Source organism: Serratia sp. LTN-2 (genome assembly GCF_059740205.1).
The window spans coordinates 334862-356481 of sequence record NZ_JCAXDO010000002.1; the positions used below are offsets into that span (position 1 = coordinate 334862).

At 57.0% G+C, this 21620-nt stretch carries 21 protein-coding genes; 5 read left to right on the forward strand and 16 right to left on the reverse strand.

Features of this window, described 5'->3' with window-relative positions; all coding sequences use genetic code 11:
* Positions 1 to 5: 5 nt before the first annotated feature.
* Together AC6BYQ_RS05290 and AC6BYQ_RS05295 are read right to left on the reverse strand one after the other, a co-directional pair.
* Positions 6 to 962 carry an isoaspartyl peptidase/L-asparaginase family protein gene (locus tag AC6BYQ_RS05290; RefSeq protein WP_063919054.1) on the reverse strand — a complete coding sequence of 319 codons (957 nt, stop codon included), beginning with the start codon at positions 960 to 962 and terminating at the stop codon, positions 6 to 8.
* A gap of 358 nt (positions 963 to 1320) precedes the next feature.
* The gene (locus AC6BYQ_RS05295; RefSeq protein WP_016928462.1) at positions 1321 to 1857 is read right to left on the reverse strand and encodes a DUF924 family protein; all 537 of its coding nucleotides are present in this window, start codon (positions 1855 to 1857) and stop codon (positions 1321 to 1323) included.
* A 157-nt stretch (positions 1858 to 2014) separates the two neighbouring features.
* On the opposite strand from AC6BYQ_RS05295, the gene moeA reads away from it, so the two are divergent.
* Both moeA and moeB read left to right on the forward strand, forming a co-directional pair.
* On the forward strand, positions 2015 to 3253 hold the full coding sequence (moeA, locus tag AC6BYQ_RS05300) for a molybdopterin molybdotransferase MoeA (RefSeq protein ID WP_498056435.1): 1239 nt from the start codon (positions 2015 to 2017) through the stop codon (positions 3251 to 3253).
* A 2-nt stretch (positions 3254 to 3255) separates the two neighbouring features.
* Positions 3256 to 4011 (forward strand): molybdopterin-synthase adenylyltransferase MoeB, encoded by a 756-nt coding sequence (gene moeB / locus AC6BYQ_RS05305; protein ID WP_498056436.1) that lies wholly within the window; start codon positions 3256 to 3258, stop codon positions 4009 to 4011.
* Positions 4012 to 4217: 206 nt separating this feature from the next.
* On the opposite strand, the gene AC6BYQ_RS05310 is transcribed toward moeB, so the two are convergent.
* The 11 genes from AC6BYQ_RS05310 to AC6BYQ_RS05360 all read right to left on the reverse strand — a co-directional run bounded on the left by AC6BYQ_RS05310 (position 4218) and on the right by AC6BYQ_RS05360 (position 15030).
* Positions 4218 to 4775, reverse strand: coding sequence for a helix-turn-helix transcriptional regulator (locus AC6BYQ_RS05310; protein ID WP_498056437.1), 558 nt, complete (start codon positions 4773 to 4775; stop codon positions 4218 to 4220).
* A gap of 454 nt (positions 4776 to 5229) precedes the next feature.
* Complete coding sequence (locus tag AC6BYQ_RS05315) at positions 5230 to 6774, reverse strand: EAL domain-containing protein (protein WP_498056438.1); 1545 nt, start codon at positions 6772 to 6774, stop codon at positions 5230 to 5232.
* A 535-nt stretch (positions 6775 to 7309) separates the two neighbouring features.
* A complete protein-coding gene (locus AC6BYQ_RS05320) occupies positions 7310 to 8158 on the reverse strand; it encodes an MrpH family fimbial adhesin (protein ID WP_498056439.1) in 849 nt (282 codons plus the stop codon).
* A gap of 83 nt (positions 8159 to 8241) precedes the next feature.
* Entirely contained in the window at positions 8242 to 8745 is a 504-nt protein-coding gene (locus AC6BYQ_RS05325; protein ID WP_498056440.1) for a fimbrial protein, read from the reverse strand.
* An 11-nt stretch (positions 8746 to 8756) separates the two neighbouring features.
* Positions 8757 to 9299 carry a fimbrial protein gene (locus tag AC6BYQ_RS05330; RefSeq protein WP_498056441.1) on the reverse strand — a complete coding sequence of 181 codons (543 nt, stop codon included), beginning with the start codon at positions 9297 to 9299 and terminating at the stop codon, positions 8757 to 8759.
* A 16-nt stretch (positions 9300 to 9315) separates the two neighbouring features.
* Positions 9316 to 9879 (reverse strand): fimbrial protein, encoded by a 564-nt coding sequence (locus tag AC6BYQ_RS05335; protein WP_498056442.1) that lies wholly within the window; start codon positions 9877 to 9879, stop codon positions 9316 to 9318.
* Complete coding sequence (locus AC6BYQ_RS05340) at positions 9872 to 10423, reverse strand: fimbrial protein (protein ID WP_498056443.1); 552 nt, start codon at positions 10421 to 10423, stop codon at positions 9872 to 9874. The genes AC6BYQ_RS05335 and AC6BYQ_RS05340 overlap by 8 nt, the downstream gene beginning before the upstream one ends.
* Before the next feature lie 46 nt (positions 10424 to 10469).
* Positions 10470 to 11222, reverse strand: a complete 753-nt coding sequence (locus AC6BYQ_RS05345; RefSeq protein WP_498056598.1) for a fimbria/pilus periplasmic chaperone — start codon at positions 11220 to 11222, stop codon at positions 10470 to 10472.
* A gap of 29 nt (positions 11223 to 11251) precedes the next feature.
* The gene (locus tag AC6BYQ_RS05350) at positions 11252 to 13822 is read right to left on the reverse strand and encodes an outer membrane usher protein (RefSeq protein ID WP_498056444.1); all 2571 of its coding nucleotides are present in this window, start codon (positions 13820 to 13822) and stop codon (positions 11252 to 11254) included.
* 17 nt (positions 13823 to 13839) lie between these two features.
* A complete protein-coding gene (locus AC6BYQ_RS05355) occupies positions 13840 to 14400 on the reverse strand; it encodes a fimbrial protein (protein ID WP_498056445.1) in 561 nt (186 codons plus the stop codon).
* A gap of 99 nt (positions 14401 to 14499) precedes the next feature.
* Positions 14500 to 15030 (reverse strand): fimbrial protein, encoded by a 531-nt coding sequence (locus AC6BYQ_RS05360; RefSeq protein ID WP_498056446.1) that lies wholly within the window; start codon positions 15028 to 15030, stop codon positions 14500 to 14502.
* A 1072-nt stretch (positions 15031 to 16102) separates the two neighbouring features.
* Here AC6BYQ_RS05360 and AC6BYQ_RS05365 point away from each other — a divergent pair.
* Positions 16103 to 16915: a winged helix-turn-helix domain-containing protein gene (locus AC6BYQ_RS05365; protein ID WP_498056447.1), complete on the forward strand. Its 813-nt coding sequence runs from the start codon at positions 16103 to 16105 to the stop codon at positions 16913 to 16915.
* A 1-nt stretch (position 16916) separates the two neighbouring features.
* Positions 16917 to 17393, forward strand: a complete 477-nt coding sequence (locus AC6BYQ_RS05370) for a FidL-like protein (protein ID WP_498056448.1) — start codon at positions 16917 to 16919, stop codon at positions 17391 to 17393.
* Between the two features lie 104 nt (positions 17394 to 17497).
* Here AC6BYQ_RS05370 and AC6BYQ_RS05375 read toward each other — a convergent pair whose 3' ends face one another.
* Together AC6BYQ_RS05375 and AC6BYQ_RS05380 are read right to left on the reverse strand one after the other, a co-directional pair.
* On the reverse strand, positions 17498 to 19090 hold the full coding sequence (locus AC6BYQ_RS05375) for an ABC-F family ATPase (RefSeq protein WP_071532835.1): 1593 nt from the start codon (positions 19088 to 19090) through the stop codon (positions 17498 to 17500).
* Between the two features lie 204 nt (positions 19091 to 19294).
* Positions 19295 to 20206, reverse strand: coding sequence for an alpha/beta hydrolase family protein (locus AC6BYQ_RS05380; protein WP_498056449.1), 912 nt, complete (start codon positions 20204 to 20206; stop codon positions 19295 to 19297).
* A 91-nt stretch (positions 20207 to 20297) separates the two neighbouring features.
* Between AC6BYQ_RS05380 and AC6BYQ_RS05385 the strand changes: the two genes are divergently transcribed.
* Positions 20298 to 20729, forward strand: a complete 432-nt coding sequence (locus tag AC6BYQ_RS05385) for a hypothetical protein (protein WP_498056450.1) — start codon at positions 20298 to 20300, stop codon at positions 20727 to 20729.
* On the opposite strand, the gene cynR is transcribed toward AC6BYQ_RS05385, so the two are convergent.
* A complete protein-coding gene (gene cynR, locus AC6BYQ_RS05390; protein ID WP_498056451.1) occupies positions 20653 to 21603 on the reverse strand; it encodes a transcriptional regulator CynR in 951 nt (316 codons plus the stop codon). The genes AC6BYQ_RS05385 and cynR overlap by 77 nt on opposite strands.
* Positions 21604 to 21620 lie beyond the last annotated feature (17 nt).

Here is a 21620-nt window from a genome sequence, read left to right on the forward strand (position 1 = left end):
AACGATTAGCGATAAATCCCGACGGACGGCGCATCGCCGACATAGCCAAAACCGCGGTACATCCCCTCGCTGTTGAACGGCAGCGCGATATTGCCGTGGCGATCGACGGCGATCATGCCGCCGCTGCCGCCCAGCGCCGGCAGTTTCTCCATCACCACCCGATCGCTGGCCTCTTGCAAACTGAGGCCGGCGTATTCGATCAGGGCGGAGACGTCATAGGCCGCCACGCCGCGCATGAAGATTTCGCCGGTGCCGGTGCTGGAAACCGCCACCGTGGCATTGTTGGCATAACAGCCAGCGCCGATGATCGGCGTGTCGCCCACCCGGCCGGCCTGTTTGTTGGTCATGCCGCCGGTGGAGGTGGCGGCGGCGAGGTTGCCCAGCGCATCCAGCGCCACTGCGCCGACCGTGCCGAATTTGCGATCGGGATCGAGCGGATCGCCGGCCTGCGCCGCGCCGTCGTGATCGAGCCATACCCGGCCCTGCTCCGCCTGGGCGCGGTGCAGCTGATCAAAGCGTTCCTGAGTGAAGAAGAAATCGGGGGGAACCATTTCCAGGCCGTGGGCGGCGGCGAACTTCTCGGCGCCTTCGGCGGCAAACAGCACGTGTTCGCTATTTTCCAGCACCGCGCGCGCCGCCAGCACCGGGTTGCGAATGCGGCCGACGCCGGCGACGGCGCCAGCATCGCAGGTGCGGCCGTCCATCACGCAGGCATCCAGCTCGTGGGTGCCTTGATGGGTAAACACCGACCCTTTGCCGGCGTTGAACAGCGGGCATTCCTCCAGCAGCCGCACCGCTTCGGTCACCGCGTCCAGCGCGCTGCCGCCCTGCGCCAATATCGCCTGCCCGGCGGCCACGATCTCGGACAACGCCTGAATATACTGCCGTTCCTTTTCCGCACTCAGCGCCGCCCGGGTAATTGCGCCCGCGCCGCCATGAATGGCAATCACTGGTTTGCTCATTTGCCTGACACCCTGTGTTAATCCCGCCGTTGCACAGCGAAAAAGCTGAGCGCGGTATCATTATTATTCAGTCTTTTTCGACTCTATTTGGTCCGACAGTGGAAGTACAGCATAACGTCCACGCCCCGCTTTTAGCGTAGCGCGCTTAGACCGTTTCGCACCTTGAAATAGCTTATTGGAATAAAAACAGCGAGTTATGAAAATCGAAAAACCGCTGACAGCGCGGTTGGGATTAATGGTAATCCCGCATGTGGAAATAGGGGCGTAGCGTAATGAAATAAACGTTCGCGCTGAATAATCATTATTTCGACGCCCGGCCTGCTGTTTTTTCCCCGGCCGGGCGCAGATGATCCGACGATTAAAAACCCGAGCCTGGCTGCTGCAAAAAGGCCTCTTCTTCCGGCGTGCTGGTGCGCCCCAATATCGCGTTGCGATGCGGGTAGCGGCCGAAGCGATCGATAATCGCCTTATGCCGCAGCTCGAACTCCAGCTGGTCGCCGTTATTGAGCTCGGTATATAACACCAGCGCCTGTTGGTGAATCAGCGGCGATTCCGAATGCATGAACGGCAGATAGAGGAAACCTCGCTGCTCGCGGCTCAGCCGTTCGCACTCGCCGCTGCGGATCGCTTCCTGCGCCAGGACCAGCGCCATGCCGTCGCAGGCGAACGACTGCGGCGTGCCGCGGAACAGGTTGCGGCTGAACTGATCGAGCACGATCACCTCCGCCAAGCGTCCCTCGATGGTGTCGCGCCAGTGCGCCAGCTCCCCCGCCGCCGCCGCCCGCCAGATTTCGCCGAAGCGGCTGTGCAGCAGACGATCGAAGTCGTCGTCCTTTTTGAACCACATGATGGGTTCTATCTCGTCGAACCAGAACTCGATAACCTGTTTATGCATCATGATTCTCCTCTGTTTTCCCCAGTTTATACCCGAACGCCCTCACGACGCAGTGCGAAAGATGGCGGGCATAATCCGTTCTCCCCCCCGGCGTTCTCTGCCATAATAGCCGCACTTTGTCGCTCTTTGAGCGCACCCTGATTACGGAGTTCCTCTTATGGATCATTGCCATACTTCCGATCTCATCTCCCTGGAGCAAGCGCTGGAAAAAATGCTCGGGCAGATCGCCCCGCTGCAGCAAACCGAATCCGTCGCCCTGACCGCCGCCGCCTGCCGCATCACCGCCGCGCCGGTAGTCTCGCCGCTCGACGTGCCGCCGTTCGCCAACTCGGCGATGGACGGCTATGCGGTGCGCCTTGCCGATTTACAGGCCGACGTTCCGCTGCCGGTCGCCGGTAAGGCCTTCGCCGGTGCGCCGTTCGACGGCGAATGGCCGGCCAACAGCTGCGTGCGCATCATGACCGGGGCGCCGATCCCAGCCGGTGCGGAGGCGGTAGTCATGCAGGAACAGGCCGAAGTGAGCGACCAGGGCGTGCGTTTTAGTGCACCGGCAGAAGCCGGCCAGAATATCCGTCTGGCGGGCGAAGACATTCGCCGGGGCGCGAGCGTGTTGCCGGCCGGCGTGAAGCTGGGCGCCGCGCAGCTGCCGCTGTTGGCTTCGCTCGGGGTCGCTGAAGTGCAGGTGATGCGTAAGCTGAAGGTTGCGGTGTTCTCCACCGGCGACGAGCTGCAGCCGGTTGGCCAGCCGCTGCAGGCGGGCCAGATCTACGACACCAACCGCTTCGCGGTGCGCCTGATGCTGGAACAGCTGGGCTGTGAAGTGCTCGATCTCGGCATTATCCGCGACGATCGCGACGCGCTGCGCGCCGCCTTTACACAGGCGGACAGCCAGGCTGACGTGGTGATCAGCAGCGGCGGCGTCTCGGTCGGCGAAGCCGACTACACCAAACAGATGCTCGACGAACTGGGCCAGGTCAGCTTCTGGAAGCTGGCGATCAAACCCGGCAAACCGTTCGCCTTCGGCAAACTGGGCCACGCCTGGTTCTGCGGCCTGCCGGGCAACCCGGTCTCCGCCGCCCTGACCTTCTACCAACTGGTGCAACCGCTGCTGGCGAAGCTGGCCGGCCACAGCGACTGGCGCCTGCCGCCGCGCCTGCGCGCGCGGGTACTGACGCCGTTGAAGAAATCGCCGGGCCGCCTCGACTTCCAGCGCGGCGTGTTCAGCAGCAACGCCGCGGGCGAACTGGAGGTGAGCACCACCGGCCACCAGGGCTCGCACGTGTTCAGCTCCTACAGCCAGGGCAACTGTTTCATCGTGCTGGAGCGCGAACGCGGTTCAGTGGCGGCGGGTGAAACGGTGGAGATTGAGCCGTTCAACGCCCTGCTGAGGAGCTGAACATGCTGCCGGAACTGACCGACGCCGAAGCGCTGCGCTACAACCGCCAGATCGTGCTGCGCGGCTTTGACTTCGACGGCCAGGAGAAACTGAGGGCCGCCCGCGTGCTGATCGCCGGGCTGGGCGGGCTGGGCTGCGCCGCCGCGCCTTACCTGGCGGCGGCCGGCGTCGGCCATCTGGTGCTGGTGGATTTCGACACCGTCTCGCTCTCCAACCTGCAGCGCCAGATCCTGCACCGCGACGATCGCATCGGCATGAGCAAGGTCGCCTCGGCCAGGCAGGAACTGAGCGCCATCAACCCGCATATCTGCATCGACGCGATCGACGGTCGTTTGGAAGATGACGCAGTCGCGGCAGAGATCGCCGCCTGCGATCTGGTGCTGGACTGCACCGACAACGTGGCGGCGCGCGATGCGCTGAACCGTCTGTGCCACGCGCAGCGCAAGCCGCTGGTTTCCGGCGCGGCGATCCGCATGGAGGGGCAGCTCAGCGTGTTCACCTATCAGCCGGGCGAGCCCTGCTACCGCTGCCTGAGCCGATTGTTCGGCGACAGCGCCCTCACCTGCGTTGAAGCGGGCGTGATGGCGCCGCTGGTCGGCACTATCGGCACTCTGCAGGCGATGGAAGCCATCAAGCTGCTGGCCGACTATGGTCAGCCGCTGCGCGGCAAGCTGTTGATGTTCGATGCGATGAGCATGCAGTTCCGGGAGATGAAACTGCCGCAGGATCCGCACTGTGAAGTGTGCGGCAAGGAGTGACGGACAAGCTCTGAACATGGCGCATTCCAGCGCGGCAACGCCCGATGATATTCTTCGGGCGTTCTGTCTCCCAGCGATCAACCCGGCTGCCGTCGGGTTGCAACATCCACAGAAATCACATCCGCCTCGTTGTCAGCATTCTTCTGCAGATCTTTTTTGGCGCTTATCTATCTCACATCCAGGAATGGAAAAAATTGCCATCATGATTAGATAAAATATCCCTCATACGACAGCAGCCAATAGATAAAATCATGCCTGCGGGTCAGGCACAGCTTATTCATCGCCGAACGCTTATGGCTATGCACCGTTTTTACACTGACCCCCATCATTCTGGCCACTTCCGATTGTTCATGCCCGCTGCGTAGAAAATTCATCACTTGTTTCTCACGCACGGTAAACCGCCTGACCTGCTCCGGTATTGCGCCAGGCAAGGCGCATGCGTTATCAGAAAACAGCCAGGCCAATAGCGGCGGCAGCGCATCAGCCGCCCCGGCACGATAGACTTCACACCCAATGTCATTTTTTATTCCTAATGCTTTCTCCCTGATGAGCACAAACTGCACGCTTCCTAAAAACCAGGAGGTGCACCAGTGCGTTCTGCGCCGTGCCGGCGTCGTAAAAACAATATGGGGCCGCTCATCGTCTTTCGGGCTTAAAAACCGCACTGGCTTATTATTTTCCTGCGCATAACCGGTAATACACTGCTGCAAGCCTAATGAGAAATAGTAATTCTCATCATCGATGATTATTTTTATCGGATTCATATTACCAACTTTATTGACTTAGGCACATTTCACCGGCACCCCGAATGAACATGGCAAACGACAAAACCTCGACGCTCCAGAGAGAGTTGAGTCCTATATCTGCAAGACAAATAATATTAAGCAGAGTCCCCAAGCCAGCGGTAGATAATTCTTTAAACCAGAAAAATTCAGACAGCTAAACCGCCATGTGCATTTCAATTAACTGATATATCTGAACGAAGGCTTTTTTCACCTTCATTGTAATGAATACCCCTGAACACATCAGATGGCAGCACGAGTTTCGAAAAAACAATCAGGAAGAGGAAACGACATGGACAGATAACACATAAAAAAATAGGCTCACCACGTCTATCATGGCCGCAAGATGTCCATAATCGCCCGATAATATATCGTTAAATCAACATGACGAGCTGAACGCCTAGATTAAACACAGCGGCGAGCTGCGCATTATTTTTCACCGCACGCTCTCTATTCCATCGCCGTTCGTACGGTTTAATATATTGATATAATCCGGTACGGGTATCGGACGTGAGAAATAATATCCTTGAAAGATGACGACCCCAAGTCCCTTGAGCACTTCCAGCTGCTGCTCATCCTCAATGCCTTCCGCAATAATATGGCAGTTGAATTTACGCGCCAGGTTTATCATGTTCTTCACTACCAGCGCAGACGCATTACTGCCGCTCACGCCTGCGGTGAATACTTTATCCACTTTGATATATTCCGGCTGAAACTGTTGTAGGTAGCTGTAGTTGGCATAGCCGGTGCCAAAATCATCAAGCGAAAACTGAACGCCGAGCTGCCTCAGCTGTTCCGTTATGGCGATAGTCTGTGGGGTATTGTCAATGGCCTCACGTTCGGTAATTTCCAGAACCAACTGCGTTTTCGTTTTTTCCAGCTGTTTCAGGAAGTGTCGACAAAGCACGACGATTTCATCGTCCTGGAAATTGACTGCGCTGGCGTTGAAGCAGATAAACAATCCCTCCGGCAATGCCGGCTGATGCGCATAAAAAGATCGGATCACATCGGCAAAACAGATAGCCGTTACGGATTTAATCAGGCCGGTTTGTTCAGCAACCGCAATAAACTTGTCCGGTGGAATAAAGCCCAGCTTAGGGTGCTCCCAGCGCACCAGGACTTCGCCCCCCACGATTCGTCCATCGAGGCCATTGACAATAGGTTGGATATAAGGCTTGAGCTGTTTCTTCTGGATAGCCCCCCGGAGCATAAACTCCAGCGTCCCGCGATAGCGCAGATAACTGTGGAACAAAAACGTCAACAGCAGCGACAGCAACAAAATGGCGATAAACAGATTTCGCTCATAGCGGAAAAACGTCTCTATCAGAGAATGGCTCTGACGCTCGGCCATTACGACATAATCGAACCGTTCAGAATTCAGCTGCCGCGAAATCTTTACCTGAGGGTTGTCGGTTACGGTATTGTCCTTGCGCAAATAACGTTCACCCACCTTAAAATACAGATTGTCTTCATTTCCCAGCATCTGCAGAACATTCGATAAATAGTAACTATCGATGCCAATCAGAACGGTGTTGCCGCGATCGTCGCGCAAACTATAGATGATAAGCGGCTTGTCGGGAGTCATGCGATTTCCCTGCATCATCATCAGCGAGCCATTCGGATAATCGGCCTGATTCAAACCGAATGTCTTGCCGCCAAAAACAGAAGTGCAGTAGATTTCATTCTGCTTCACCATGCTGACGGTCCGTACATCCGGGACCGTCGCCACAATAGTGCGTATTCCCGTGAGCACCTCCTCACTGCAGGGGCGCCCCAAAAATGTCTCGGCCTGGCCGGCGGCCAGCTTAGCGTGGCCGAGCGTTTTATCGATGCCAACCACCGCCTGCGCCAACCGCGCCTGAGTGTCTTCGGCCAGGGAAAACCTCATCTGCAGATAGCAAAAGGCGATGCCCAACCCGATAATAAGCAGGAAAAACAGCAGTATCAGGGAAAAATGATATTTTGTATTTTTTCTCATCATCGTCGCCCAGCCCTCAACCCCAGGTTTGACGCGGCCCGTTCAAACCAACGCAACAATGCCCGGCCAGCGCCCGGCACAGATATCCTCAAGTGTATCCGACTTACTGAGCGGCCGCAGCGTTGCACACAGGCTGTTACACTATGCTGCCACTGCGCAGATATATCTGCGCTTTATTGATTGCATAACGTAGCACATGACCGGTATAGATGCCGGTATAGATAATAGAGACCGGCAAACTACCGAACAACGCTGGTCAGCGACTATAGGCGATGGCGTAATCTATTAATATTCAATGCCATGAGCATAAATTTTTGCGAAATACCGCAGCCAAAGTATTTTATGCAAGATGCATGACAGAAAAATAAGAAACAGCAATTCTCATCGTTAATAATTCTCTTTATCGGATGCAAGCCATCATTTTTTGACTCATGCTCATTTCAGCGATTCCTTGAGTGAACATAATGAACGAAAAACCATGACCAAACACCTGGGTCTTCATCGACGCATTACGGTTACGCTCTTTCAACGCGGATCTTCATGAATAGGTGGCAATCAGTACAACAGACGCCGAGTAATTGCCGGATAGCGCAGCTGGATTCTGGCTCATCAGCTCCGAGGTTACAATTAACGTGGTGTAATTATAGACATCCAGAGTGTAACCCTTTTCCAGCGGCGTACTACCAATGGAAAGACGTGCGTTTAATGTCCCTTTCCCCTGCAGCAAAACACCTGACTGCGTATAGCCCGGAGCGGTGAAAACAACACGCGCATTGTTATTACAGCTGACGACAAGATTGGTTACTGCACGATTGCCATTAACCGCATCATTATTAATCGTACCGTGAGAAATCTTGCCGCTGGAAATCTGGCAGCTCAGAGGGGGTTTAGTTTCCTGCGGAGGTACGCCGCCACTTCCTTCTCCTCCCCCTGACATCGCACCTTTCGGCAGGTAAGACGCCCCACTGATTCCATTACTACCCGCAACCCGAATACCGATAAAAGCATAGGAGCTGGCACTCCCTTTACCTAACACGACGCCCTTACGGGTCCAGAAAGCCAGTGCCTCTGTAGCCGTCAATGCATTCACTGTGGTATAAAGTGGAGAATATTGTACCTGCCCCCCGGCTTCAATAAAAATCTGGCAATTCTTAAAGTTTCCGGCTGAAGATCCTAGCTCCTTAAAGGCAGCTGAGCAGGGATAGAGATCCAAGAAAGAACCGTTTATTACAACAGAATCAATTATCACACTGCCATTGACGTCTATATGCCAGTTAAACTCTTGCATAATCACCTGATCAAGCGCCCCACTTCCGAACGCCGGTAATGCTGCTATCGATTTTATTGAATTAATACACAGCAGAAAAAAAATCAAATATAGTTTCATATTTCGATCTCCACCGACTTTCTCCAAATCAACAAGAATATTTTCATCACATCATTCACTTTTTAGTTTTGAACATGTCGGCATCAAATATATTCCGCAACCAGCGTACCGGTGGCGGAAAATGCCCGCGCAGGTAGAGTACCGCTAGGATCTTTCACCAGCTTGGCCTGCAGCTTTGGCGGGTTGCCCGGATCGATATTCATTGCCGCGTTGAGGCTGATTGGCGCGCCGGCGTTCAGCACCTGCACCCCCAGCGCCGGGACATCCGTTTTCATCGCCCGGCTATCGAATGATGACGGATCGGCGCGCAGCAGCAGCCTGACCGTACTGGACGCAGTGGCGCTCGGGCAGTTCAGCGAATAATCGATATCGCGGACATACTGACCGTTGTCTACCTTGTTCACCGCCACCGTTTTGAAATCTACGGTGATCAGCTTATCGCCATTCACCGTACAGGGCGTCGCGGCCATCAGGCGGCCGGTAAAAACAAACATCACGCTGTCGCCGGTTTGCGCCCCCCGGCTCAGCGACGGCAGCAACAAAACGACCGCCAGCAACACGGGCAGCCTGAAATACGGATAGTTCATCGATGCGTTCCTCAGTTAAAAGCCATCGTCAGCGTGGCCGCCGCGGCAAAGGTGGCACCGCTGACAAAATCCGCGCCGCTGCCGGTTTGCACCAGCTCAGCCTCAAGAGCCGGCGGGTTTTGCAGATCGACGCGGAACCACTGCCCGACATTCTGGATAGTGCTGTTCACCCGCAAACGGATGGCCAGCGACGGGCTCTGAACCGAAGACTGCATGACCGGCAGCAACGCCGCGCCCTGGTAGGAAACGGTGCTGCCAGTGAGCGTATCGAGCTTCATTTGCGCATTGCCTGAGGTATCACCGCTGCAGCTCATCGCGCTGACCAGCTTTTGCCGGTAGCTGCCGTTCAGCTGATTACTCCCTGACAGAGTGGTATAACGCACATCGCCGAAGGGCACCGTCACGCTTCCCCCCTGATTAAACGTGCATGCCCCTGAAGCCATCACAGTGGCAGTAATATTGATGTTCATGCTGACCGAGTCTCCCGACGCCGCTCCGGCCTCAGCGGCCAGCAGCATCAACATCCACAGGGCACCATAGCCTGGTCTTTTCATCACTTCCCCCTGCCTATTATGGGTAACTCATAACAAACGTCGCCGTTGCTGAAAAATCCCCGGCGCCGATGGTTTTCTTCGCTATCGCTTCCGGTACCGCCTCAACCCACGCGAGAAACGTGAGACGATTCGTGCCAGCGGCCAGCGCAAATGGCGTTGAGGGGCGACCTATCGGCAGCAGCAGCGGCGGCAGCCCCACCTCCGCCATGCCAATGCCAATACCGATACCGCCGGCCGCACCGGAGACCGCCAGATAGCCCGGCAGCCCCACCACCCCCGTCCCCGAAAAGGTCACGACCGCCTGTTTTCCCATGCTGAGATCGCATCCCTGCAGCACGATGGTGAACGGCTGATTGCGGCTGCGGCTATATTGATAGAGATCTTTTTTAATCACCGAGCCGAACGCCACGGTTAAATCAGAGCTGGCGTCCAGCGTGCAGGGCTCAGCCACCAGATTGCCGATGATCTGCAGATTGGGGCTTAGCGCCCCGGCCGCCGGCAGCGCAGCGGCAAGCCATAGCGATATCGCCAGGGCCGTTCCCCCGCATCGGGGCGTGAGTTGCAATAGGGATTCAGTCATAGCTCACCCTGAAATCCGCCACCGCCCGATAAGGCCCAGAGGTTAATGGCGCCGGCGTTCTGACCGGCGTTACCGTATAAATCAACGCATCGCCTACGGGCTCGATGAACTGCGGCCGCCCCTGCTGGCCGGGGCGTACCAGCCGCCCCAGCCCATCCTGCAGATGCAGCGCCACGCCCGATATGCCGCGAGTTTTCAGCAACGCCGGCCTATCCGCATCCGCCGGCGCCAGGAAGCTGACGGTGATAACCGGCTGTCGGGCATCCCAACTGAGGGTCCCCGTCAGCGGGTCGGTCGCCGCTCCGCCACGGCGAATACAGTCGTGAAACCGCAGGCGGAACGTCACCGGCCTTCCCCGATCGCCGGGATGCCGCAGCCGGCCTCTCGGCGTATCGCCCAGCAAAACCGCCTGATACGCCGACGTCATGTCCAGCCGGCACGCCCCTTCCAACAGCAGGCCGTGAAGGCGTAAGTGCCCATGTGCGCCATCGGCCTGCCCGTTATCGTGTGGCGCCGCCTGCACCATGCCGGTTAGCAGCAACATGGCTATCATCGTTCCGCGCTGCCAGGGTGCCCCCATAAACATGCCGTCAGCCCTCTTTCAGCGAGCTGACCGAGCAGCGCTCGCCGCCGCAGGTGAAGATCAACTGGGGTCGGCCGCCCCAGTCATTAATAAACGTCAGCACCGGATGACTGCCCAACGCACCAGCGCTGACGCCCAATGGTGCGGAGCCTTTCGGCTCCACCATCACCGGCTGGAAGCCGGAGAGCTCCGCACCTTTTTCCGTCGGCGCGGCGTTGACCAGGGTGACAAAATAGCCGGTCGGGTTATTCACCACATAACGATCGCCCTGCCGGGTTAAGGTCAGCTGTTTCTGCCAGACGTTATTTTCGTTAGCGGGCGCAATCAACGACGCCGGGCGGTAAAACATTTTTACCCGGGTCTGCAGCGCAATCTGCAGGGTATTGGCGGTGCTGGCCTTCGGCGGTATCTCCCGCACGTTAAACCAGAACAGGCTTTCCCGATCCTGCGGCAGCGCCGTCAGGTTGGCGGTAGACTGGATTTTAATCTGGCTCTTGGCCCCTGGCTCCACGCGCTGCAGCGGTGGCAGAGCGGTGAGCGGCCCGTCAATTTTCTTGCCGCCGGCATCTTCCACCCAGGCCTGCGCCAGATAGGGCAGCGTTTTATTCTGGTTAGAAATACTGACGGTGGTCGAGGGATGGCTGCCGTCGAAAATGACCCGCGTGCGATCCAAGGCAATCGCGGCCTGCAGCGGCGGGCTAACCAGCGCCGCCAGGCCGACGGACAGGATGGAAACGGAAAAAATACGGTGTGTCTTCATCATGCTCTCACTTATGCAATACTCAGGGCTCAGGAAGGATTCGCCGCAGGTGCGGCACCGGGCGCCAGACGACACGGCAGCAACAGGCGCCGGGAAAGATCTGTCGGTAACGGATCCGGTAAGTCGACGCGGCACTGTGCTGCGCCGCTCCAGCTCACCGCCATGCTTTCTCCCGCATTCAGACCCGATAACCAGACGTTGCCGTCGTCGCCGACGATCCCGGTCTGCGCGCCGTTATGATTTGTCACCACCGCGCCGAAAGGCGGCGAACTGCCATCGGCCAGTTTCAGCACCGCCATCGCCTTTTGCCCGGCGATCACGGCGAATTTGCGGTAGCCGATAGCCCCCTCGGTCAAGGTGCCTTGCACCACCGAGCGCGTGGCATCCACGTTCGGCGGCAGTTTGTCCATATCGACGCTTACGCTGTTGCGGTAGTAGCTGCTGATATCGCTGACCACCGCCTTGCCGAAGGCGTTGGTGTAAGACACCCCGCCGTAGCCGCCAACCGGCACGCCGCTCACCCCGTCGGTATCCACCATCATTCGCGTTCCCCCCACGATCGTGGTCCGATGCAGAGCCGCACCTTCGGCGGTAGCGGTTATTCCGCCCTGCATCGACAGGCCCAGCGCGCTGTAGTCGCTGCCGCGGAAGTCGGCATTTGCGCTAACCTCCGCCATATCGCCCTGGTGGGTGAAATAACCGCTTCCGGTGCCCCGACCGTCGTTGCTTATCCCGGCGCTGAGGCGGTAGTTATTGTTGTTGTCGAGGCGGTTGTAGTAACTCGCCGAGTTGTTGCTGGTTCCCCCACCATACTGGCCGCCATAGCTGAACGTGCCGCTGTCTCCCCACGGAACGGACAGGCCAAGATACATGCCGTCATCGTTCACGCCGTTGTAGGTCGTTCGGTAAGCCGAAAGGCTCAGGCTGACGTTTTTAAACCGCCCGACGTCGACATACTGCGAGAAGGAGAGACTCCAGGTATCATTTGCCGGCCGATCCCAGTAGGTCTGGTGGCTGTAATTTAAATAGGCGCTCAGGTTCACATCGCGGAACTGTTTGTTCAGCGTGACGGTGTACAGTTCCTTACCGTTGCCGATGTGGGTATTGCTGTGATAGCGCGCATCAAGATACTGCGACATGCTCATAAAGTTACGTTCGGAAAAACGGTAGCCGGCGAAAGTGACCTGCGAATCGTATTCATCGAAACGTTTGGAGTAACTGACCCGGTAGGATCCGCCGGATTTCGCCTCCGTCTGCGGCAATTGCGCATGCGACTGGGTGACGTCGAACGACAGCGCGCCGAAGGCCAGCAGATCGCGGCCGATGCCGACGGCGAGCGCGGTATAGTCACCGCCCAACAGGCCGCCGCCGTACAGGGACCAGCCGTTGTTGATCCCCCAGGAAAACTCGCCGCTGGCGAACGTCGGCCCTTCCCGGTGGTGCCGGTAATCGGAAGGCGTGCCGAACGCCGTTTTATAGCGCACCATTCCCGGACGCGTCAGATAAGGGATGTTGGCGGTATCCACCTGAAAATTCTGCACGCTCCCATCCTGCTCCTGCACTTTCACATCCAGCTTGCCGCTCACGGCCGTGTTCAGATCCTGAATGCGAAAAGGGCCTGACGCCACGGTGGTCTCATACAGCACGCGTCCCTGCTGGCTGATGGTGACTTTGGCGTTGGTTTTCGCTACCCCGGTCACCTCAGGAGCGTAGCCGCGCAGATTTGGCGGCAGCATGTTGTCATCGCTGTCGAGGCCGGCTCCGGTATAGCGGAAGCTGTCAAACATCCCGGAAGTCAGATAGTTTTCCCCCAGCGTCAGCCTGGCCCGCAGCGCGGCGATAGCCCGATAGGCGTAGTAGCGGCTCCAGTCCCAGCTCTGCCGGCTGTTGCCCTGGCCGGCAGCGCTATCGCGCTGGGCCTGCCAATCGGCGCGCAGCCGCCAGGCTCCCAGGTTGGTGCCGGCCGTGCCGTTGCCGCTGACATTGTTCCCGTGCATGCCGCCCTGCTGCCGCCGGGTCTGGGCATTGATTTGGTAATCAAACAACAGGCCCGGGATGCCGTCATCCCAGCGCGCCGGCGGATCCCAGTCCTCGCTGGTATATTCGAGATAGGCCTGCGGCAGATTGATATACAGCACGCCGGCGCCAAGATCGCCGCGCATCTCTGCCCCTTTTAAAGGGCTGAGGTCGGCGCACTGCTGGTGGTGCCACCAGGTCAGTTCTCGTTGCGCCTCCTCCTTTAGCCCCAGCTGACTGACGATTTCCGGCGTCAGGCACGCCGCGCTTCCTTGAGGATCGTTATCCGGCGGCAGAAACCTCAGGGCCCGATCGGGGATCTCGTTCTTGTTGATGCGGATCGTCATCTGATATTCGCCGGGCATGATATAGCCGGCGCGAGAGAACTGGGCAAGATCGATTCGGGCGCGATCTTTGACATCCAGCACCTCGGTATTGAACTGGATATCGCCGTTCGCCAGCGCAGTTTTTTCACTGCATAACGCCAGAAAAAGGCCCAACGCCGCAGGACGCAACCACCCTCCCGGTGGCAAGACGCGAACAGATAAGGTTCGTGCTGTCTCGCTATATTCCCGCACTCTCATCCCGATGTCCTTTTCCTTCAGTAGTAATCAATCTTGAAACGTATCGTGCTGCGATAGTCCCCAGCCTTCAGCCGTTGACGGCTCCCGACCAGCCGCAGGGCGTAATCCAAACGTGGCGCACCGGCCAGCAGCCCAACCGCCGGCATCGCGGCGCCGGGCACGGCGATATGCCCCTCGGTATCGACGATTTGTATGCCTATGCCAGACGCGCCGTTCACGCTGAACAGGCCATCGGCCGCCGGGCCGTCAAACGTCACCTGAAACTGCGGCCAACCGCCGCGAGGATCCTTCTGCCCCGCCGGGGTTAATGAGCAGTTCACCAGGTGAATGCTGAAAGGCCTTTCCTGTCCCCTCCGGTTATGAACCATCTCCCCCAGGGTGTCGGCGCCCATTTCGACGGTTTGCTCCCGATCTTGGGTGGCGATAGCGCAGGCCGAATCGATGATGCTGCCTTTCATGCTGACACGGCCGTGATCTTGCCCCGCCGCCATGGCGGCAGAAGCCATCGTCATGCCGATAGGCAGCGTCAATATCAGCAGGAAAGACAGCGCGGGCGTTTCCCTATCCCGGATCTTCATAACGTGTTCTTCATCCCATAAGCGAAAGGGGCTTCGGCCCCGTGAACCGAAGCCACGATGAGAAGGCGGCCAGCCGAGCGAAGGCCGGCCGCTCCCGGCTTATTGATAAGCCAGGGTGAAGTTAGCCACAGAGGTGAAATCGCCCGGGATCAGGGCGGCGCTGGCACCGTCGCCTTTCAGGTAGGCGGAGAAGACCAGGTCATTGTTGCCGTCCTGGATTCTTTGCGCGGCGGAAGCCTGGCCCAGTTTGATCTGCGTACCGGAGCCGTCGGTCAGCACAATGGATGCGCCGGATGCAGTACCGGTGATGCCGAGGTTATCCGGATTGCCTACCGCCGGCGCGCCGGTAAAGGTGCTGGAGACATTTTTCAGCGTTGCGGTATCGCACTGGGTCAATTTGATGCTGAAGTTTTGCGGTACTGAAGTGCCGCTATTTTCCAACGCTTTTTTCGTGACCTCACCCAGTTTAACGGTCTGGTCCACCGTATCCGGCGTAATAGAGCATGGTGCATCAATAATAGAACCGGTAAATGTAACGGTGCCGTGTCCCTGATCGGGACTGGCCGCCTGTACGGCGGAAGATGCGCTAAATGCCAGAACCGCTGCCAGCATGATCTTATTCAGTTTCATAAAAATCCCTATTTTCCTTTTCTTTTGCGTTGCGTGGTGCACCGCAAAGCGCCTGAGAGTAAATACGCCTCAGGAACACATTGCTGACGCACACCTCTTTATGGGTTGTTCGCTAATCAAAGCACCGCAGAATCAGTACCTTTGAGCGCCAGACAATATTAAGCAGGAAGCGGAATGCGCAGATATATAATTCTTTTAACCTGAAAAAGTTAGTTAATAAAACTACCGAATGCGTTTTAATAAGCGTACATACCTAAATGAACACGATATCCACTGCCGTTGCAGTGAATAAAAAACCTTAACTTATTACATGCAGGCACCAGGGTTCTGTGGGGAAGAAGGGGCGACACCAGGCCAGGTGTTGAAGCAACGGGTTTATGAAAGCACAACGCCGGGAATAAAAATGAAAGCCTTTGGCATATAAATAAGAATAACACGCCGTTAATTAGCGGAGACCCCAGCTCAAAAGACCAATGAGTTGTTTAATCATAATTGCAATATGCCAACATAACTCATAACTTGGTGCTTTCACCTGTTATTAGCCGGAGAGAAACGTACGTATGGGTTAGAAAATGTGGTTGGGTCGCTCGATGTGCTTTACAGCTCACGGAAAAACAATGGCGAATTTATCATCATTCCGCCCCCACTGGCACCTGACCAACACCTGGGAATGAATGCCTTTATCCCCGGCATAGCCGTGACGACCTTGGCGTTAATGATTACGATTATCATGCTAGGATATCTAATTCATCACACAAACCAAGGCAGCAGGACCCTATCCGCAGCTGACGAACTCATATTTCGCACGTGTGCGCCAATGCAAAATGATTAACCAAATAAAAACATATTTATAGTTTTAATAACTAACAAAGGCATTTGAATTGACATATGTAGTCAATAAAACTCTTTCACTGAAAACATAACACATAATCCAACAAAAAATGCACAAACCGGATAACAATTAACGATTGACTTTCCATTGAAATAAAAATCTAATAATTCACGCAGAATGAATCTCAGAATTCATGCGCATCTTAGTTATAAATTTTGACCTTACTTACAGGGCTTCACTATGGAATATATCATTAACAACGCGGTGATATTCGGCACCGACACCAAACTATTAAGCCTTTGCGATACACCGGAAATTTTCACTGAATTATCTAATCCGGCGACACGTTTGTTAACCACGTTGATTATGAGTAATACACAGCATCTTTCTCGCGATCTGCTGTTAAAAAAAGTATGGGAAGAGTACGGTTTCACCTCTTCCTATTCGCTTTTGAGCAATCATATTAGTGAACTTCGCAAAGCTTTCACCAATTTAGGCGTAACAACAGAGATCATCATCACTATTCCCCGAATAGGATTTAAGCTTGAAGCGGACATTGCTCCCTGGAACCGGGATGAGGTATTGATGGCTGAAATGCCAACAGAGGATATACAGGCCTCTGGTTTAGAACATCCCATAACGGCCGACGTTGAGGAGATCGGCACCGTCTCGATCAAGTCAGTAAAGTGGAAACCCCCACGGTTGCGATTGAACATGAAAAATGTGTTACTGGTACTCTCGGCTTTATTGGCTGCCGGCAGTTTTCTCTACAATGATGTATTGAGTAACAATGGTGGCGCCAAACTTATTGATGTTTATAATAAATGTCATATCTACCAGATCGGTGATGCCAGCAATATTAATTTCAATAACATTATCACTCAAATAATTGCCAAAAAAATCGACTGTCTGAAAGATAAAACGGATATTTTCTATATCGAGTCGCAGCCCTCCAGCCGCCCACTCAACGTCAGGCTACTCAGCGCCTGCATTAAAGGAAACGGTGCCGGTTACAGATCCTGTACAAATTATATCTCAACGGATGGCGATTAACATGAAGCAAGTGATGAGTTTAATTTTCATTCTGTTGGCAATTTATTTCTGGAATAACGCCCCAACCTCCTTTGAATCAAAGGATCGCGCCTTTTACTGCGATGCGCAATACATCGCTAACACGCGCTTTGCCAATCAAGACGTTGGCACCAAAGTGAACAGCACCATCATCTTCCCTAAAAGTGACTACGGCGTGGTATTTTCGACAGGAACCCTGACCTTTAAGGGGGAAACGTTCACGGTTAACCGTGATGATTACTACACGACATTGCCCTCAGAAATCACTGGGATCAGCAAAGTCACCATCAGCAGCGAAAAAATAAAGTCGGGAGACAACGCTCCCAATGCGGTCTGGAATCAGGCGGTTCTGCCTGCTGCGGCCGGCATCACATACTATGCCGGGATCGTACGGCTGAATGAACATCTCATTCTGCTCAGGACGCTGACCAAACCGCTGATGGTCTGCATATCGCGTTAAGCCAGGCAAATCCGCTGCCGCTTAGCTTCGCTCTGCCGCACGGGAAGAATTGCAGAATAAAAAAAGGGCGGGATAATTCCCGCCCTGATGCGTTGCCGTGAGGGTTACACGATACCCTGGCTGCGCAGATAGTCTTCGTAGTTGCCGGTAAAGTCGATCACCTTGTTCGGGGTGATTTCCAGAATGCGCGTCGCCAGCGAGCTGACGAACTCACGGTCGTGGGAGACGAAGATCAGCGTGCCTTCGTACATCTCCAGCGCCATGTTCAGCGATTCGATGGATTCCATATCCAGGTGGTTGGTCGGTTCGTCCATCACCAGAATATTCGGGCGCTGCATCATCAGCTTGCCGAACAGCATGCGGCCCTTCTCGCCACCGGACAACACCTTCACTTTCTTCTTGATGTCGTCCTGGCTGAACAGCAGACGGCCCAGCACGCTGCGCACCGCCTGCTCGTCGTCTTTTTCCTGCTTCCACTGGCTCATCCAGTCGAACACGCTCAGGGTGTCGTCGAACTCGTATTCGTGATCCTGCGCGTAGTAACCGATACGGGCATTTTCCGACCACTTCACGGTGCCACTGTCCGGCTGCGCGTCGCCCACCAGCGTTTTCAGCAGGGTGGTTTTACCGATGCCGTTGGCGCCCAGCACCGCGACCTTCTCCCCCACTTCCACCATCAGGTTCAGCTTGTTGAACAGCGGACCTTCATCGAAGCCCTTGGTGAGCGCCTCCACTTCCAGCGCGTTACGGAACAGCTTCTTGTCCTGCTCGAAACGGATGAACGGGTTCTGACGGCTGGAGGCTTTCACCTCTTCCAGCTGGATCTTGTCGATCTGGCGGGCACGTGAGGTGGCCTGCTTGGATTTGGAGGCGTTGGCGCTGAAGCGGCTGACGAACGATTGCAGCTCATTGATCTGCGCCTTCTTCTTGGCGTTGTCCGCCAGCAGACGCTCACGCGCCTGAGTGGCGGCGGTCATGTATTCGTCGTAGTTGCCCGGATAAACGCGCAGTTCGCCGTAGTCCAGATCCGCCATGTGAGTGCAGACCATGTTCAGGAAGTGACGGTCGTGCGAAATGATGATCATGGTGCTGTTGCGCTCGTTGAGCACGTTTTCCAGCCAGCGAATGGTGTCGATGTCCAGGTTGTTGGTCGGTTCGTCGAGCAGCAGGATTTCCGGATCGGAGAACAGCGCCTGCGCCAGCAGCACGCGCAGTTTCCAGCCTGGCGCGATTTCGCTCATCGGACCGTAGTGTTGTTCCACCGGGATGCCGACGCCTAGCAGCAGTTCGCCGGCACGCGCTTCGGCGCTGTAGCCGTCCATTTCGCCGTAGGCCACTTCCAGATCGGCCACTTTATAGCCGTCTTCTTCGCTCATCTCCGCCAAGGCGTAGATGCGGTCGCGCTCTTCCTTCACCGCCCACAGTTCGGTGTGGCCCATGATCACGGTGTCCAGCACGCTGTACTGCTCGAAGGCGAACTGGTCCTGACGCAGTTTACCCAGGCGCTCGTTCGGATCGAGGAACACGTTGCCGCCGCTCGGTGCCAGATCGCCGCCGAGGATTTTCATAAAGGTGGACTTGCCGCAGCCGTTGGCGCCGATCAGGCCGTAACGGTTGCCGCCGCCGAATTTGACAGAGATGTTTTCAAACAGCGGCTTACTGCCGAACTGCATGGTGATGTTGTTAGTGCTTAACACAGCGCTCGCTCTTTATACATAGGGAATGTGATTTGGCGCGCATTATGCCACAACGGGGTGCAGAGATCGCGGGAAGTTTCGGTGACATTTTGAGCGGTTGCGGGCACATCCGCCCGCAGGCGGTTTAGCGGAAAATACCCAAGCGAAACGCCCCAACGAGCGCACCGCCTGATTAGCAAGAATATTTGTGAGTGGCATGGCCGCTCAACGCAGCTGCTGCTCCAGCCACGCGCGCATATCCGCCACCACCCGCGTCATCTCGCTGTCGCCGTTCTCGCGCCGCATCACATGGTCCAATGCCGAATAATTCCGGTAGGTGATATTCGTTTTGCCTGCGGCCCGCAGCTCGGCGATCATTTTCCCGACCGCCCCCGGCGAAACGGCGCGATCCCGCTCGCCCTGAACGATCAGCACCGGCGTCTTGATGCTGCGCAGGGTGGCGAGCTGATCGATGCTCAGCATGCCATGCCACCAGCCATAGCCATGATCGCTGGCGTTCAGTGGGAACGGCGGCGCCGCCAGCACCTGCTGTAAAAATGCGTTCAGCCCGGCTTTCTCTTCCGCCGGCGCGCCGGCGGCGCTGTGGCGCACGTCGTCGATGAACCATCGTCCGCCGCCGCTGAACGCCAGGGTGGCGTCAATCCGGCCCGAGGAGGCCGTCACCAGATTGGCGATCACCGCCCCTTCGCTGCCCCCCAGCACCGCAACCTGTCGATAGCCGTTTTGCTTAATCACCGTCTGCAGCACCTGGGTGACATCGCTCACCCGCTGCTGCGGCGTGTCGCGCTGCACGAAAGCGTCCGGACAATCCCACCGCGGCACGTCTTCGCTGTACGGCAACCGGTCGTCGATGCCGTATTTCTCCACCGTCAGCAGGTCTGCGGCCGGTAACACCTGCCGCATTGGCGCGACCAGACGAATATGCCGCACGCTGTTGCAATCCGAGCCTTGCAGGATCACCAGCAGCGCCGGCGACGTCTCCCCAGGCACGGCGGCATCCAGATAGTAACGAATGCTCGATTTGTCTTCCCGCGGCAGCGTCAGCGCCGCAGATTGCGCTATCGCCAGCCCGCTCCACAGCGCCAATACGCTCAGCATGCCTGTCGCCACTCTCATCACGTGCTCCTCTTCCCTGTTGCGTTCGGTTAATTCGTCTTTTCTGGTCTACGCTTCATGCCAACCACTCTGCTGACAGGGAAGCCCTACCATGCCACACCTCTATAACACCGCGCTGTTGATCGGCGCTGCGCTGAGCGCCATCGCCGCCCTGCTGCATATTTGGGTGATCGCCGCCGGGCCGCGCGGCTATCGGCTATGCGGCGCCGGCGATCGCTTCATTAAGGCGGCGGAAGCGGGTAAAAAGTTCCCGGCCGTCGTCACCGCCGGTATCGCGCTGGTGCTGTTTATTTGGGCGCTGTATGCGCTATCTGGCGCGGGCCTGATCGCGCCGCTGCCGCTGCTGCGGCCCGCGCTGTTTATCATCACCTTTATCTACCTGCTGCGCGGCGTCGCCGGCCCCTTCGCCCTGCGCGATACCGGCCGCAGCCGACGCTTCATCGTCGTCAGCTCGCTGATTTGCCTCGGTTTCGGGCTGGTGCATCTGCTCGGGATGACGCAGCGCTGGAGTGCGTTGGCGTAACGCCCTGTTGCTGCAATACGGCGATAAACGCCTGCGCGGCGGCGCTGCGGTAAGCGCCTTTGCGCTGCAGCAACACCGCCTGCCGGGCCGGCATGGCGTTGGCCAGCACCACCTTTTTCAACTGCCGGTTCTCGCGCGCAATGGCGGCCGGCAGCAGCGTGGCGAGCTGCCCGCGCCGCACGATCTCAAGGATGGCGCCCAGCGCATTGGCCTCCACCGCCACCTGCGGCCGAAAACCGAGCTGCGTGCAATAGCGATCGATAAACTGCCGCGTGGCGAAGTCACCGCTCAGCAAGGCCAGCGGCAGATGTTGCCACTCCGCCAGCGCCAGCGGCCGACGCCGCGCCGCCAGGGGATGATCGGCGCCGACCATCAGCTCCAGCGTCTCGCTGAACAACGGCGTGGCTTCCACCTCCACCGACTGCGCCATCTCAAAAGCGATGCCCAGATCCAGTCGATCCTGCGCCAGCAACGTTTCGATCCGCTCTTGCGCCATTTCCTCAATGCTCAACGTGACTCCCGGATAGCGACGGTAGAACGCATCGATCGCCGGCCCCACCAGATAGGCGGTGAACGTCGGGGTCATCGCCAGCCGCAAATGGCCCCGCTCCAGCGTCGCTACGTCATGGATCGCCCGCGCGCCGGCGTCCAAATCCTGCAGCGCCAGCCGAGCATAGCGCATCCAGGCCTCCCCGGCATCGGTCAGCTGCACCCTTCTGCCGCTGCGATCGAACAGCGGCGCCCCCAGCGCCTCCTCCAGCTGCTTGATCTGCTGCGACAGCGTCGGTTGCGAGACGTGCAGCGCTTCAGCGGCGCGGGTGAAATTGCCCTGTTCGGCAACGGCCAGAAAATATCGAATGTGTCGCAGCAGCATAGCGCCCCAGCTATTAG